Source organism: Umezawaea endophytica (genome assembly GCF_025061645.1).
GTDB classification, from domain to species: Bacteria; Actinomycetota; Actinomycetes; order Mycobacteriales; family Pseudonocardiaceae; genus Umezawaea; species Umezawaea endophytica.
In genome coordinates, this window is the sequence record NZ_JANYMP010000046.1 from 1 (window position 1) to 13,495 (window position 13,495).

General features: G+C 70.3%; 14 protein-coding genes and 1 tRNA gene. 9 read left to right on the forward strand and 6 right to left on the reverse strand.

Annotated features, from left to right (window positions below):
• The 3 genes from NZH93_RS46935 to NZH93_RS46940 form a co-directional block, all read left to right on the forward strand.
• Nucleotides 1–589, forward strand: a 589-nt coding sequence (locus tag NZH93_RS46935; protein WP_372507021.1) for a replication initiator, incomplete at its 5' end; no start/stop codon positions are given.
• Nucleotides 586–777, forward strand: a complete 192-nt coding sequence (locus NZH93_RS51365) for an excisionase family DNA-binding protein (protein ID WP_372507023.1) — start codon at nucleotides 586–588, stop codon at nucleotides 775–777. The genes NZH93_RS46935 and NZH93_RS51365, both read left to right, overlap by 4 nt.
• The gene (locus NZH93_RS46940; protein ID WP_259629866.1) at nucleotides 778–2,076 is read left to right on the forward strand and encodes a tyrosine-type recombinase/integrase; all 1,299 of its coding nucleotides are present in this window, start codon (nucleotides 778–780) and stop codon (nucleotides 2,074–2,076) included.
• Between the two features lie 81 nt (nucleotides 2,077–2,157).
• Here NZH93_RS46940 and NZH93_RS46945 read toward each other — a convergent pair.
• The 4 genes from NZH93_RS46945 to NZH93_RS46960 form a co-directional block, all read right to left on the reverse strand.
• Nucleotides 2,158–2,233: transfer RNA gene (locus tag NZH93_RS46945), tRNA-Ala, on the reverse strand.
• Between the two features lie 163 nt (nucleotides 2,234–2,396).
• Nucleotides 2,397–3,197: a DsbA family protein gene (locus NZH93_RS46950; protein WP_259629867.1), complete on the reverse strand. Its 801-nt coding sequence runs from the start codon at nucleotides 3,195–3,197 to the stop codon at nucleotides 2,397–2,399.
• A 72-nt stretch (nucleotides 3,198–3,269) separates the two neighbouring features.
• Entirely contained in the window at nucleotides 3,270–4,526 is a 1,257-nt protein-coding gene (locus NZH93_RS46955) for an MFS transporter (RefSeq protein WP_308214311.1), read from the reverse strand.
• Between the two features lie 106 nt (nucleotides 4,527–4,632).
• Nucleotides 4,633–5,454, reverse strand: a complete 822-nt coding sequence (locus NZH93_RS46960) for a GNAT family N-acetyltransferase (protein ID WP_259629869.1) — start codon at nucleotides 5,452–5,454, stop codon at nucleotides 4,633–4,635.
• A gap of 72 nt (nucleotides 5,455–5,526) precedes the next feature.
• On the opposite strand from NZH93_RS46960, the gene hrpB reads away from it, so the two are divergent.
• The gene (gene hrpB / locus NZH93_RS46965) at nucleotides 5,527–7,914 is read left to right on the forward strand and encodes an ATP-dependent helicase HrpB (RefSeq protein ID WP_259629870.1); all 2,388 of its coding nucleotides are present in this window, start codon (nucleotides 5,527–5,529) and stop codon (nucleotides 7,912–7,914) included.
• Between the two features lie 35 nt (nucleotides 7,915–7,949).
• Nucleotides 7,950–8,486 carry a DinB family protein gene (locus tag NZH93_RS46970; protein ID WP_259629871.1) on the forward strand — a complete coding sequence of 179 codons (537 nt, stop codon included), beginning with the start codon at nucleotides 7,950–7,952 and terminating at the stop codon, nucleotides 8,484–8,486.
• Here NZH93_RS46970 and NZH93_RS46975 read toward each other — a convergent pair.
• The gene (locus NZH93_RS46975) at nucleotides 8,459–9,025 is read right to left on the reverse strand and encodes a TetR/AcrR family transcriptional regulator (protein ID WP_259629872.1); all 567 of its coding nucleotides are present in this window, start codon (nucleotides 9,023–9,025) and stop codon (nucleotides 8,459–8,461) included. The genes NZH93_RS46970 and NZH93_RS46975 overlap by 28 nt on opposite strands.
• Nucleotides 9,026–9,123: 98 nt before the next feature.
• On the opposite strand from NZH93_RS46975, the gene NZH93_RS46980 reads away from it, so the two are divergent.
• Nucleotides 9,124–10,134 (forward strand): glycoside hydrolase family 113 protein, encoded by a 1,011-nt coding sequence (locus NZH93_RS46980; RefSeq protein WP_259629873.1) that lies wholly within the window; start codon nucleotides 9,124–9,126, stop codon nucleotides 10,132–10,134.
• Here NZH93_RS46980 and NZH93_RS46985 read toward each other — a convergent pair.
• Entirely contained in the window at nucleotides 10,125–10,724 is a 600-nt protein-coding gene (locus NZH93_RS46985) for a TetR/AcrR family transcriptional regulator (RefSeq protein WP_259629874.1), read from the reverse strand. The two genes, NZH93_RS46980 and NZH93_RS46985, sit on opposite strands and share 10 nt — an antisense overlap.
• A gap of 160 nt (nucleotides 10,725–10,884) precedes the next feature.
• On the opposite strand from NZH93_RS46985, the gene NZH93_RS46990 reads away from it, so the two are divergent.
• Genes NZH93_RS46990 through NZH93_RS47000 form a run of 3 tightly spaced genes read left to right on the forward strand, consistent with a single transcriptional unit; the run spans nucleotide 10,885 to nucleotide 13,485 of the window.
• Entirely contained in the window at nucleotides 10,885–12,102 is a 1,218-nt protein-coding gene (locus NZH93_RS46990) for a cytochrome P450 (RefSeq protein ID WP_259629875.1), read from the forward strand.
• A gap of 28 nt (nucleotides 12,103–12,130) precedes the next feature.
• On the forward strand, nucleotides 12,131–12,325 hold the full coding sequence (locus tag NZH93_RS46995; RefSeq protein WP_259629876.1) for a ferredoxin: 195 nt from the start codon (nucleotides 12,131–12,133) through the stop codon (nucleotides 12,323–12,325).
• The gene (locus NZH93_RS47000) at nucleotides 12,325–13,485 is read left to right on the forward strand and encodes an NAD(P)/FAD-dependent oxidoreductase (protein ID WP_259629877.1); all 1,161 of its coding nucleotides are present in this window, start codon (nucleotides 12,325–12,327) and stop codon (nucleotides 13,483–13,485) included. The genes NZH93_RS46995 and NZH93_RS47000 overlap by 1 nt, the downstream gene beginning before the upstream one ends.
• The last annotated feature ends 10 nt before the right edge of the window (nucleotides 13,486–13,495 follow it).

Sequence of the window (13,495 nt, forward strand, 5' to 3'; positions counted from 1 at the left end):
GGTCACGGCGGTCCGACCGGATGGAACCGAACTCCTCTTGGCGTGGGGCACCCAGGTCGACGCACAGCCGATCCGCGCCAACGCTGCTCACGAGGTGGAAGACGAGTCCGGCGCGATCAGCGAACAACGCCTCGCCGGATACGTCGCCAAGTACGCCACCAAGGGCACCGGCAAGACCGAAGCCGCAGACCGCCCGATCAAGTCCCAACTGGAGATCGACTACCTGCGGGTCGCCACTCACCACCGCGCGATGATCCAGACCGCATGGGACCTCGGGCACCTGCCGCAGTACGCCGAACTCAACCTCGTCCGCTGGGCTCACATGCTCGGCTTCCGCGGCCACTTCCTCTCCAAGTCCAAGGCCTACTCGACCACCTTCCGCGCCATCCGTGGGGAACGTCGCGCGTTCCGCGCACAGGAAACCCTCGACCGCCTCGGCTACACCGCCGACTCCGTCACCGTCGTCAACGACTGGCAATGGACCGGGTCCGGCTACGCCAACGACGCCGAACGCGAACTGGCCTCGGCCATCTCCGAACGAGTGCGCGAGCACCGTCGCCGCAAGTACGACGCCGAGGAGAACAAATGACCAGCAGTGTGACTCCGTCTCTCATCACCGTCCAAGCTGCCGCAGACACGCTGTCGGTCAGCAAGTGGACCGTTTATCGACTGATTTGGGATAACGCCGTTCAGTCCGTCCAGATCGGGCGTAGTCGCCGGATCGTCCAAGCATCCCTCGACGATTACGTGCGTGGGCTTATCGAAGAGGTGACATAAATGGCTGCGAAGACGGCAATCGGGTCTCCGGAACCTGACGACTCAAGCAGTCGCCGAAAGGCTTCCGGCAAGAAGCGCCGGAATGGCGAGGGACACATTCGGCAGCGCAAGGACGGCCGGTACGAGGCGCAGATCTTCGTCACGACGACCGAAGGCACCCGCAAGCGGGTAAGCGTCTACGGCAAGGACTGGGACGAGTGCCACGACCAAGTCACCAAGCTCAAGGATCAGGAACGGCGTGGTCTGCCCGCGATCACGACGACGATGACCGTGGGCGAGTACATGCGGTACTGGCTGTACGAGATCGCCGAGCCCTCGATTCGCCGGACGACGTTCACCACGTACGAGGGTGCCGTTCGGCTGCACATCATTCCGGGGCTCGGCAAGCGGAAGCTCAAGGCGTTGCAGGCCGCGCACATTCGGACGTGGCTCGGCGGGCTGCGCAAGGTCTGCCAGTGCTGTGCGCAGGGGAAGGATGCGGCACGAGCGGCAACGCGGAACGGTAAGGCTCAGTGCTGCGCGAAGGCCAAACCGGAATGCTGCAAGGCGTACCTGTCGTCCAGCTCGATCCGCCATCTCCTGCGAGTGATGCGGGCGGCTCTCCAGGACGCAGTGGACGAGGATCTGTTGGCGCGCAACGTTGCCCGCTTGGTCCAGCTCACCGTCACCGATGGCCACAAGGTCCGGGCGTTCACCGCCGAAGAGGCACGGCGGCTGCTCACCGCGGCTCGTGAACATCGGCTCTACGCACTCTGGGCGGTCGCGTTGGCGGTGGGGCTCCGACGGGGCGAATCCCTCGGCCTTTCGTGGGATGACGTCGACCTGGTGAACCAGCGGCTCACCGTTCGGCAGGCTCTGCACCGCGTTGATCGGCAACTCAAGTTGGAGGACGTGAAGACGGAGGGCTCGAACGCAACGATCCCGCTGCCGACTCCGCTAGTGAGGGTGCTCCAGGCTCACCGGAAACGGCAGCTCGAAGAACGCTTCGAGGCTGGGAAGGCCTGGCGGGAATCTGGACTGGTCTTCACGACCAAGCTGGGTGGTCCTATCGAGCCGCGCAACGTCAACAGGATGTTCGGCGTGCTGTGCACAAAGGCGAAGGTGCGGCAGGTTCGGGTGCACGACCTTCGGCACTCGTGCGCGACGCTGTTGTTCACGATGGGAGTGGAAGCGGCGACCGTTCAACGAATCCTGCGGCACAGCTCGATCACGGTCACGACCGGAACCTACGTCGAGGTGATCGAGCGTGTTCAGCGTGACGCACTGGACACCATGGGAACGTTCTTCGACGCTGACTGAGAGAGCGTCAGTTAGCCCACCGTTGCGGTACTGGTTGCGGTAAAAAGGCCGCTTACCGTGATCGGTAAGCGGCCTTAGTACTGGTGGAGCTGAGGGGACTCGAACCCCTGACCCTCACACTGCCAGTGTGATGCGCTACCAGCTGCGCCACAGCCCCGTGCTTCCACGTTTCCCGGCGGTTGGCCCGTCGTTCTCGTGTGCTCATACCGTACAACATCGTCCCCATCGAATAAAAATCGGGGGTCCCCCCACCGCGTTCGCCCTGATAGACGACCCGGCGACCGGCCCGTCTACGCAGGGCCGGTCGCTGGTGGTCGATCTCAGCCCTTGAGGAGGTCGGAGATCCAGTTCTCGTTGTCGATGCTGATGAGCTTGTCGCCCACGGCGACCGACGGGGTGCCTTGGAAGCCCTTGCTGCCGTCTCTGCGTTCGGCCTGGAGGTGGGGGGTGTTGTCGGCCTTGTCGAGGTCGGCTTCGAGGGCCTGGTGGTAGGTGCCGGATTCCACACAGGACTTGAAGGTGTCGCCGGTGATGCCGAGGTCGGTGCCGAGCTGCACCAGTTGGGCCTTGGTGTAGCCGGGGCCGTTCTCCTCCGGTTGGCTGGCGTAGAGGGAGTCGTGGTACTCGGGGAACTTGCCCGCGTCGGCCGCGCAGACGGCGGCGTTGGCGCTGTCGCGGGAGTAGCCCTCGGGGTCCGAGAGGCGGACCAGGAGGGGTAGTACGTGGTAGCGGACCTTGAGGTCGCCTGCTTCCACGTGTTGCCTCAACTGGTCTCCGTACTTGTCCTCGAAGGTGCCGCAGACGGGGCAGAGGAAGTCCTCGTACACGTCGACGGTGACCTTCGCGGTGTCCTTGCCCACCAGCACGGTGGCGTCCGGCTGCCGCTGCACGGGGACGGACAGGGGTTTCAGGTTCGCCGCCGGGGTGAGGGCTTGGGGTTCGGACGGTTTGCTCAGCAGCACGGCGCCGATGACGCCCGCGGCGAGGACCGCCACGACGGCCACGCCGATGAGGATCTTGTTGCGGTCGGACGAGCTCGCTGAACCGCGGGCCGCGGTCACCGACTTCGCCGCCATCTGCTGCTGCTTCTTCTTGCGAGCGTTCCGCTCCGCGCCACCCACGTCGTTCGCGTCCTTCCCGGTCCGCCTGTTCGACCGAAGGCTAGCCGCGAAGACTGAGCAGAACCTGAGCGCTCACGCGTCCGGCTGGCTCGGGCGGCCTCCGACGCGTTCGCCGGTGGGCAGTTCGGGGCCTTCGCCGACCACGCCGCACTCGCCCGCCACGGCCACGCCGACATGCGGGTCGTCCGCCTTGGGGAGGGTTTCCTCGGCCACGAGCCAGAAGGCGAGGCCGATGAGCATGATGACGCCGGTCACGGTGAAAGCGGCCTGGTAGGAGAAGCGGTCGACGAGCACGCCCGCGAGCAGCGGGCCGACGATGGCGCCGAAGTCGGTGACCATCTGGAACGCGGCCAGCACCGGGCCGCCCTTGGCGTTCGAGCCGATGACGTCGGCGACGACGGCGTTCTGCGGCGGGTTGAGCAGGCCCGCGCCGATGCCCGCCACCAGCGAGGCGACCATGAACAGGGTCACGGTGCCGCTGAAGCCCATGCCGAACGTGCCGACGGCGGAGACGGCGAGGCCCGCGATGGCCATGGGCTTGCGGCCGATGCTGTCGGAGAGCCTGCCGGACAGCATGAGGACGGCGGCGTTGCCCGCGGCGAACACGGAGAGGGAGACGCCCGCCACGGCGGGGCTGCCGTGCAGCGCTTCCACGACGAACAGCGGCACCAGGGAGATGCGCAGGCCGAACACGGCCCAGCCGTTGGCGAAGCCGGACGCGAGCGAGGCGCGGTACGAGGCGTAGGCGAAGGCTTCGCGGACGGCCATCGTCGGCTGCGACCTGTTCTGGTCGATCGCGGCGAGCGTGGAGCGGCGCAGGAACAGCCAGACGAACAGGGCGGCGATGAACAGTGCGACGGCGTAGGCGACGAACGGGGTCTGGATGCTGAAGCCGACCAGGCCCGCGCCGACGATCGGGCCCGCGATGTTGCCGAGCAGGAAGCCGGTGGCCCACAGGCCGGACGCGCGGCCGCGCAGCGGGGCCGGGGTCAGCCGGATGAGCAGGCCGACGGCGGCGACGGTGAACATCGTGGAGCCGACGCCCGCGATCGAGCGGAACACGATGAGCTGCCAGAAGTGGGTGGCGAAGCCGCACGCGCCGGTGGCCAGTGCGACGATGACGATGCCCCAGATGTAGGTCTGCGTCTCGCCGAAGCGGGACACCAGGCGCCCGCCGACCGGCGCGAACAGCAGCCTGACCAGGGCGAACGCGCTGACCACCGCGGAGACGGCCGTGGTGCCGACGTCGAAGCTCGCCGCGTACATGGGCAGCACCGGGGCGACGATCCCGAAGCCGATGGCGATGATGAAGCTCGCCACAACGAGCACCCACACCTCGTTGGGAAGTCGGGGTCTGACAACGGCGATCCCCTGCACGCACGGCCTCCCAGCATCGTTTAGCTGTGCTAAAGATATAGCCCCGCGCCCTGGAATCTCAATCCAGGAGCTCGTCCACCCTGCGTGCGTACGCCGTAACCGGGTATCCGCCGGAAAATCCACAGGCTTCGGCGAACCGCTCACCGGCTCCGCCCTCGTCGACGTGAGCCGCCACGAGCAGCGCGCCGACCGACCTCAACGCGGCGGCGGTGCTCGCCACCAGGTCCCCTCCGAGCCCCCGACGACGCCGGGCGGGCAGCACCACGACCTGCTCCACGAGCCCCACGCCGCGTTCGGTGAACCCGCTCGCGAACCCGACGAGCCGCTCGCCGTCGTCGACCACGAGCTGCACGCAGCGCGGGTCGTCCCACCGCTGCCCGAGGTGCCGCACGAGCCGCCGCTGGCCGCTCATCCGCAACCCCAGCTCGTCCGCCACGAGCCCGCCGATGTGCTCCAGGTCGGTGTCCCGCGCCGGTCGCACGCGGGGTGAGGCGTCGGTCCGGCCGCAGTGCACGACGGCCATCGACTCCTCGACGGCGTACCAGCCCGCGTCGTCCGCGATGCCCTCGATCTCGGCCACGGTCGTCGGCGACGCGTACACCACGGCCTCGGCGCGGCCGATGTCCGCGAACGTCTGCTCCAGCCGCATCAGCGTGCCCGCGACCTCGGCCGACGACCCGTCGAGCGCGCACGCGAAGTTGCCGGACGGGAACGGGTTGTCGCGGTTGACCACGACGGTCGCGCAGCCGACCTTCCCGACCTTGCCGTACCGGACCGCGCCGGACGCGACCCTGGCCGTCTCCACGAGCGCGGCCAGTTCACGGGCGCGGTAGGGGTCGAGCAGGTCCGGGTCGTCGGGGTCGTGCAGCGGGTCAACCACCCGCTCAGCCTGACACGTCACGGCCCTTCCCCCGCACCGACGTCCGGCCGCGGGTTGGCACACTGGCTCACCGTGGAGCTGCCGAACCTGCCAGTCCGGGCCGTGCTCGGCGACGTCGTCGGCGCGCTCGCCGAGCACGGGTGCGCGGTGCTGGTCGCGCCGCCGGGCACCGGCAAGACCACGCTGGTGCCGTTGGCGCTGGCCGAGGCGCACACCGGGCGGGTGGTCGTGGCCGAGCCGCGGCGGATCGCGGCCCGTGCCGCCGCCGCGCGGATGGCGTCGCTGCTGGGCGAGCCGGTGGGGCGAACGGTCGGCTACTCGGTGCGCGGCGACCGCAAGGTGTCGGCCGCGACCCGGATCGAGGTCGTGACCTCGGGGTTGCTGGTGCGCAGGCTCCAGTCCGACCCGGAACTGGCGGGCGTGGGCACGGTCCTGCTGGACGAGTGCCACGAGCGGCACCTGGACGCGGACCTGCTGCTGGCGCTGCTGCTCGACGCCCGTGCCGGGCTGCGGCCGGACCTGCGGCTGCTGGCGACGTCGGCGACCGTCGCGGCGGACCGGCTGGCCGAACTGCTGGGCGACGCGCCCGTGCTGCGCGCCGAGGCCCGGACCTACCCCACCACGACGGACTACGTGACGCCCGCGCGCAAGGAGCGGATCGAGGCGTGCGTGGCCCGCGCGACCCGACGGGCACTGTCCGAAGTAGACGGTGACGTGCTGGTGTTCCTCCCCGGTGCGGCCGAGATCCGTCGCACGGCCGCGCTCCTGTCGCTGCCGGACGTGGACGTGCTCACCCTGCACGGGCGGCTGTCGGCGGGTACGCAGGACGCCGCGTTGAAGCCGGGGGCCCGCCGCCGGATCGTGCTGTCGACCGCCATCGCCGAGTCGAGCCTGACCGTGCCGGGGGTGCGGGCCGTGGTCGACTCCGGCCTGTCACGGGTGCCGCGCGTCGACCACCGGCGCGGCCTGTCCGGCCTGGCGACGGTGCGCGTGTCGATGGCCGTGGCCGACCAGCGCGCCGGTCGCGCGGGCCGTGAAGCGCCGGGGCACGTGTACCGGTGCTGGCCGGAGCACGAGCACAGCACGCTCCCCCGCTACCCCGAACCCGAGATCAAGACCGCCGACCTGACCAGGCTCGCGCTGGAACTGGCCTGCTGGGGCACTCCCGACGGCACGGCGCTGAACTGGTGGGACGCCCCGCCCGCGGGCGCGCTGGAGGTCGGCCGCACGGTGCTGCGGGCGTTGGGCGCGCTCGACGCCGACGGGCACGCGACCGACCGGGGCAGGCGGATGTCCGGCCTCGGCCTGCACCCCCGGTTGGCGCGCGCCCTGCTGGACGGCGCGGCCGAGGTGGGTGCGCGAGCCGCGGCGGAGGTGGTGGCGCTGCTGGACGACGACGCCCTCACCGACAGCGCGGAGCTGTCGACCGCGTTGCGGGACCTGCGTTCCGGGCACAACGACCGGTCCAAGCGCTGGTCCCGAGAAGCTCGCCGACTCGCCGAACTGGTCAGCGGCAAGGGGCACGACGACCCGGCTCTCGTCGTCGCGCTGGCGCACCCGGAACGGTTGGCGCGCAGGCGATCCGGCGGAGGCGGCGTGTACCTGATGGCCGGTGGCACGGCCGCCGAACTGCCGCACGGCAACGGGCTCGGGGACGCCGAGTGGCTGGCCGTCGCCGTGGCCGACCGCGAGCCGGGCCGCAGCCACGGCCGCATCCGGCTGGCCGCGCGGGTCGACGAAACGCTTGCCGTGCAAGCCGCTCCGGCACTGGTGTCCACTGTGGACGAGGTGCGCTGGGAGCAGGACGTGGTGGCGAACCGGGTCCGCAGGCTCGGCGCGATCGTGTTGTCCAGCAAGCCGTTGCGCGATCCGGACCCGGCCGCCGTGCGGGCGGCGCTGGTCGCCGGGCTGCGGTCCGAGGGGCTGGGCCTGCTGCGCTGGCACGCCGACGCCACGAGGTTGCGGGAACGGCTGGAGTTCCTGCACCGGGTGCTCGGCGACCCGTGGCCCGAGATGACCGACGAGGCGCTGCTCGCGGGCGTCGACGGCTGGCTCGGCAACGCCCGCAGGCGCGCGGACCTGACGAAGGTCGACGCGGAGAAGGTGGTCCGCCAACTCCTCCCGTGGCCCGCGGCCAGTCGGCTCGACGAACTGGCGCCCGACCGCCTCGAAGTGCCGTCGGGGTCGCGGATCCGGGTCGACTACACCGGCGACAACCCGGCGCTGCCGGTGAAGGTGCAGGAGGTGTTCGGCTGGGTCGACACGCCCCGCATCGCGGACGGCCGGGTACCCGTGGTGTTGCACCTGCTGACGCCCGCGGGCCGCGCGACGGCCGTGACCGGCGACCTGGCCTCGTTCTGGCGAACGGGGTACGCGCAGGTCAGGTCCGAGTTGCGCGGCCGGTACCCGAAGCACCGGTGGCCGGAGGACCCGATGACCGCCCCGCCCGCCCGTCGGTGACAGCCGTTGTCCGCGATGGGTCCTACGGTCGGGACATGGACCTGAACTGGACGAACGAACTGGTCGAGCAACTCGACTTCCACTGGCACAAGCACCTGGTGCCGCGGTTGGAGGGGCTCACCGACGAGGAGTACCTCTGGGAGCCGGTCGACGGGTGCTGGAACGTGCGCCCGGACGGTGGGGGCGGGTTCACGCTCGACTGGGCGACCCCGCCGCCCGTGCCGCCGCCGTTCACCACGATCGCCTGGCGGATCTCGCACATCGCGTCGGTCGTGCTGGACGCGCGAGCCGCCAACCACTTCGGCGACGGGTTCGACCTGGACGCCGTGCGCTGGCCGGGTACCGCGCAGGCCGGTCTGGACTACCTCCAGGAGTCGTACGCCGCCTGGCACAAGGGGGTTTCGGCGCTGGACGACGAAGGACTCGCGCGGCCGTGCGGTCCCGCGGAGGGCCCGTACCACGCCCACCCGTTCGCCACGCTCGTGCTGCACGTCAACCGCGAGGTCATCCACCACGGCGCCGAGGTCGCGACCCTGCGGGACCTCTACCGCGACCGGAGCAGCGGCAGGTAGACCTCGTCCACGATCTCGACCAGCACGTCGTCGGGCGCGTTCGGCACGCCTCGGGTGACGAACTCGTTGCGCAGCAACGCCACCGCGACCGTGGCCACGCGCGGGTGCAGTGCTCCGGGCCGCACCTCGCCCCTGGCCACGGCGCGGCCGAGGACGGTCAGCCACATCCACGCCCCGTCGTCGGTGGACCGCTCCCGCATGCGCTCCAGCAGGTCCGGGTCCGCCAGCAGTCCGCGCAGGATCTCGCCATAGGGCGACGACCACGTCCGGTTCGCCATCCGCAGCAGTTCCAGGACGTCGCCGCGCAGCTCGCCGGTGTCCGGCACCTCGACGGTGGTCGTGGTCAGCCGGTGGTACGCGGCGATGCCGAGCGCGGCCCGGTTCGGCCACCGCCGGTAGATGGCGTTCTTGTTGGTACCGGCCCGTTTCGCGACCCGGTCCATGGTCAGCCCCGGATAGCCGGACTCGGTCAGCTCCTCCACCGCGGCCTGGAGGATCGCTTCCTCCAGCGCGGCTCCGCGCCGTCGCGCACCGACCATGCACCCTCCCGGATTAGGTACTCACCGTACCTTGCGCCGACTGTCGACCGCCCGCTACGGTCCTCCTTAAGGTACTCCCAGTACCTTAAGGAGGAGTCATGAGGCACGGCATCACCTACGACACGGGCTTCCGCAGCGGGGGCTCCAGCACGCACGAGCCGTTCGACCCGGACGTCGTGCGGCGCGAGATGCGGATCATCCGCGAGGACCTGCACTGCGACGCCGTCCGGATCACCGGCGGCCACGTCGACCGACTGGAGGTCGCCGCCGTCCACGCCGCCGCGGTCGACCTGGAGGTGTGGATCTCGCCGTTCACCAACGACCTGACCACCGGCGAACTCCTGGACCTGCTCGCCGACGTGGCCGAACGCGCCGAGAAGATCCGCCTGGGCGGCGCGGAGGTCGTGCTGGTCACCGGGTCCGAGCTGACCCTGTTCACGACCGGCTTCCTGCCCGGCGACACGCTCGACGAGCGGCTCGCGCTGATCACCGGACGGCCACCGGAACTCGGCGTCGCGCTCGCCGCCGTCCCCAAGTTGCTCAACGACTTCCTCGCTCGGGCCGTCGACGTCGTGCGCGAGCGGTTCGGCGGCCGGATCACCTACGCGTCACTGGGTTTCGAGCAGGTCGACTGGGAGCCGTTCGACATCATCGCGACCGACGCGGGCTACCGGTCGGTGGAGGTCGCGGACGGGTACGAGGACGAGATGCGGGCCTTCGGCGCGCTGGACAAGCCCACGGCGATCACCGAGTTCGGCTGCACCACCCACCGCGGCGCGGCCGACCTCGGCGCGCGCGGCGCGTTCATGCTCGACTGGGACGGCGCCCGGCCGGTGGCGCTCAAGGGCGAGTACGTCCACGACGAGCAGGAGCAGGCCACCTACCTGCGGGAGGTGCTCGACGTGCTGGAGAGCACGGGCATCGGCACGGCGTTCGTGTGCACGTTCGTCACCTACAACCTCCCGTACGGCGAGGACCCCGCGAAGAACTTCGACGTGGCGAGCTACGGCGTGGTGAAGGTGCTGGAGAACGGGTTCGGCGAGACCTACCCGGACCTGCGCTGGGAGCCGAAGGCGGCGTTCGCCGCGCTGGCCGAGCGCTACGCCTGATCCGGCGTCGGCACCGGGATCTTCCCGTCGCGCAGCAGGGCCGTCGTCTCGGCGGCGAGGGTGCGCATGTCCGCCGTGCCACCGCTGTTCACCCAGGACCGCACGACGACCTCGATGACGTTGATGGCGAGCGCCGCCGTGAGTTGCGCGGTGACGCGGTCGGACGGATCGTCGAGCCGCTGGGCGACCTCGGCCGCCAGCGCGTCGCGCCACGACCACAGGACGTCGCCGAGCTGCGCCCGCACCGAGCCGTTCGGTCCGGAGATGTCGTAGACGGCCAGCACGCGCGCCGGGTCGGTCGCCATGACGTCGAGGACGCGGCCGATGACCGTGTTCAGCGCGACCGGCAGCGGCGCGACCGGCTGGGCGTGGAGTTCCTCCAGCGCGTCGAAGAGGCTCGTCCGGACGAACTCGACGACGAGCGTCTCCTTCGTCGGGAAGTAGCGGTAGAGGGTGCGCGGGCCCACCTCGGCGGCGACGGCGATCTGCTCGATCGTGGTCTGCTGGTAGCCGTTGCAGGTGAACAGCTCGAAGGCCTTCTCCGAGATCAGCCGGCGCGTCCGGGCCATCTTCTGCTCTCGGATACCCACGCCCACCTCCTCGGGTCGGACAACCGAAGGGGAGGCTAGCACCGCCACCAGCGCGTTCCCGGTACGTGACTTCGGCCACTTGCCGTCACGACTCACTCACTGGCAGTGTGGACATCGTGGCAGTTACTGCCACGATCTTCACCACCACGAGGGGTACGCGATGACCGAGGCACTGAGCAAACCGAGCACCGGGACATTCCCGACAGAACGGTCGAAGGACTGCCCGTTCGACCCCGCCGTGGGCTACCAGGAGTTCCGCGAGAAGGAGCCGATCGCCCGCGTCTCCTGCCCCGCGGGCATCGACGCCTGGCTCGTGACCAGGTACGACGACGTCCGCGTCGTGCTCAACAGCCCCGGCCTCAGCTCCGCGGTGCCCGTCATGGGCCACGCCAACCCGCAGGCCGACTTCACCACGCCGATGAACCCCGGCTCGATCATCCAGACCGACGGCGAGGCGCACGCCCGCCTGCGCAGGCTCCTGACGGCCGAGTTCACCGTCAAGCGCATCCAGGCCCTGCGCCCGTACATCCAGAAGCTGATCGACGACCACATCGACGCGATGCTCGCGAGCACCGAACCCGTCGACCTGGTCCGCGACTTCGCCCTGCCGATCCCGTCGCTGGTGATCTGCGAGCTGCTCGGCGTGCCCTACGAGCAGCGCGACCGGTTCCAGCAGCAGAGCGGCATCCTGACCTCGGTCGACGTCGACCCGGACGTCGCGATCCAGGCCAACGCGGAGATCCAGGGGTTCGTCTCGCAGCTCGTCGTCGACAAGATGCGGAACCCCACCGACGACCTGATCTCCCGGCTCATCAAGCGCGCCCAGGACGCGGGCCAGCCCCTGACCGTCGCGGAGCTCGTCGTCCTCGCCCTGTCGCTGCTGGTCGCGGGCCACGAGACGACCGCGAACATGATCACGTTGAGCACCTTGACCCTGCTGCGCAACCCCGACCAGCTCGAAGAGCTGCGGGCGAACCCCGACCTGGTGCCCGCGGCCGTCGAGGAGATGCTGCGCTACCTGTCCGTCGTGCAGTTCGGCCTGTTCCGGGCCATCACCGAGGACATCCCGCTCGGCGATGAGACGCTGCGCGCGGGCGAATGGCTGGTCACGTCGCTGGCGTCGGGCAACCGCGACACCGCCGCCTTCCCGAACGCCGACCAGCTCGACGTCCACCGCAAGGCGTCCGCGCACCTCGCGTTCGGCTACGGCGCCCACCAGTGCCTGGGCCAGCAGCTCGCGCGGGTCGAACTCCAGCAGGTGTTCAGCACGCTGTTCACCCGCATCCCCACCCTGCGCCTGGACGTCCCGTTCGAGGAGCTGAGGTTCAAGGACAACACCCTCGTCTACGGCGTCCGCTCGCTCCCCGTCGCCTGGTAACCCCACACCTCTTCAAGGAGAACACCCCATGCGCGTGAGCATCGACGAAGACGGCTGCGTCGGCGCGGGCCAGTGCGTCCTCGCCGCCCCGGACGTCTTCGACCAGCGCGACGAGGACGGGATCGTGGTGCTGCTGGACGAGGCGCCCGCTCCCCACCTGCACGACGCGACGCGCGAGGCCGCCGTGCTGTGCCCCGCACTCGTCATCCACCTGGCCGAGTGATGCCCGACATCGGACGCGTCGTGGTGGTGGGGGCCTCGGCGGCGGGGCTGACCACCGCCGAATCCCTGCGCCGCGGGGGCTTCGACGGCCTCATCACCCTGATCGGCGACGAACTGCACCTCCCCTACGACCGCCCGCCGCTGTCCAAGCAGGTGCTGCTGGGGACGTGGGAACCGGAGCGCACCGCGTTCCGCGACGACGCCACCTACCAGCGCCTGGACGTCGGCCTCCGGTTGGGCGCGACGGCCACCGGCGTCGACCTGGGGAAGCGGTCGGTCGCGCTGGCGTCCGGCGACCACGTCCCGTACGACCGGCTGGTCATCGCCACCGGCGTCCGCCCGCTCAAGCTCCGGCAGGGTCACGACCTGCGCGGCGTCCACGTCCTCCGCACGGTGGACGACGCGCTGGCGCTGCGGGCGGCACTGGCCGGGGCCACCTCGGTGGCCGTGGTGGGCGCGGGGTTCCTCGGCTCGGAAGCCGCCGCGGCGGCCCGCACCCTCGGCCTCGACGTCACCCTCGTCGACCTGGCGCCGGTCCCGATGTCCCGCCAGTTCGGCGACGAACTGGGCGGCTGGATCGGCGACCTGCACCGGGACAACGGCGTCGTGGTGAAGACCGGTGTCGGCGTGAACCGGCTGCTCGGCGACACCGAGGTCACCGGCGTGGAACTCGCCGACGGCACCACCGTCGACGCCGACGTGGTCCTGGTGGCCATCGGCTCCACGCCGGCGACCGACTGGCTGGAGTCGAGCGGCATCCCCCTGCGGGACGGGGTCCTGTGCGACTCCACCTGCCAGGCCGTCCCGACCGTCTACGCCGCGGGCGACGTGGCCCGCTGGCACAACGAGCGCTTCAAGGTCGACATGCGGGTCGAACACCGGATGAACGCCACCGAGCAGGCGATGGCCGTGGCCAAGAACATCCTCGGCGACCCGAAGCCGTTCACGCCGATCCCGTACTTCTGGACCGACCAGTTCGACGCGAAGATCCAGGCGTACGGCATCTTCCCGCCCGGTTCGACGATGACCGTCGCGCAGGGCAACCCGGCCGACCGCAAGTTCATCGCCCACTACCACCACGACGGTGACCTGGTGGGCGTCCTCGGCTGGAACATGCCGCGGGAACTCCGCGCGGCCCGCGCCCTGCTGACGCAGGACTAAAAACCCGCAG

Excerpts from the sequence above, each read along its gene's own strand:
- NZH93_RS51365 (WP_372507023.1), top strand. The coding sequence starts at position 586 with ATGACCAGCAGTGTGACTCCGTCTCTCATCACCGTCCAAGCTGCCGCA.
- NZH93_RS46990 (WP_259629875.1), top strand. The coding sequence starts at position 10,885 with ATGACCGAGGCACTGAGCAAACCGAGCACCGGGACATTCCCGACAGAA.
- NZH93_RS46980 (WP_259629873.1), top strand. The coding sequence starts at position 9,124 with ATGAGGCACGGCATCACCTACGACACGGGCTTCCGCAGCGGGGGCTCC.
- NZH93_RS46970 (WP_259629871.1), top strand. The coding sequence starts at position 7,950 with ATGGACCTGAACTGGACGAACGAACTGGTCGAGCAACTCGACTTCCAC.
- NZH93_RS46975 (WP_259629872.1), bottom strand. The coding sequence starts at position 9,025 with ATGGTCGGTGCGCGACGGCGCGGAGCCGCGCTGGAGGAAGCGATCCTC.
- NZH93_RS46995 (WP_259629876.1), top strand. The coding sequence starts at position 12,131 with ATGCGCGTGAGCATCGACGAAGACGGCTGCGTCGGCGCGGGCCAGTGC.
- NZH93_RS46940 (WP_259629866.1), top strand. The coding sequence starts at position 778 with ATGGCTGCGAAGACGGCAATCGGGTCTCCGGAACCTGACGACTCAAGC.
- NZH93_RS47000 (WP_259629877.1), top strand. The coding sequence starts at position 12,325 with ATGCCCGACATCGGACGCGTCGTGGTGGTGGGGGCCTCGGCGGCGGGG.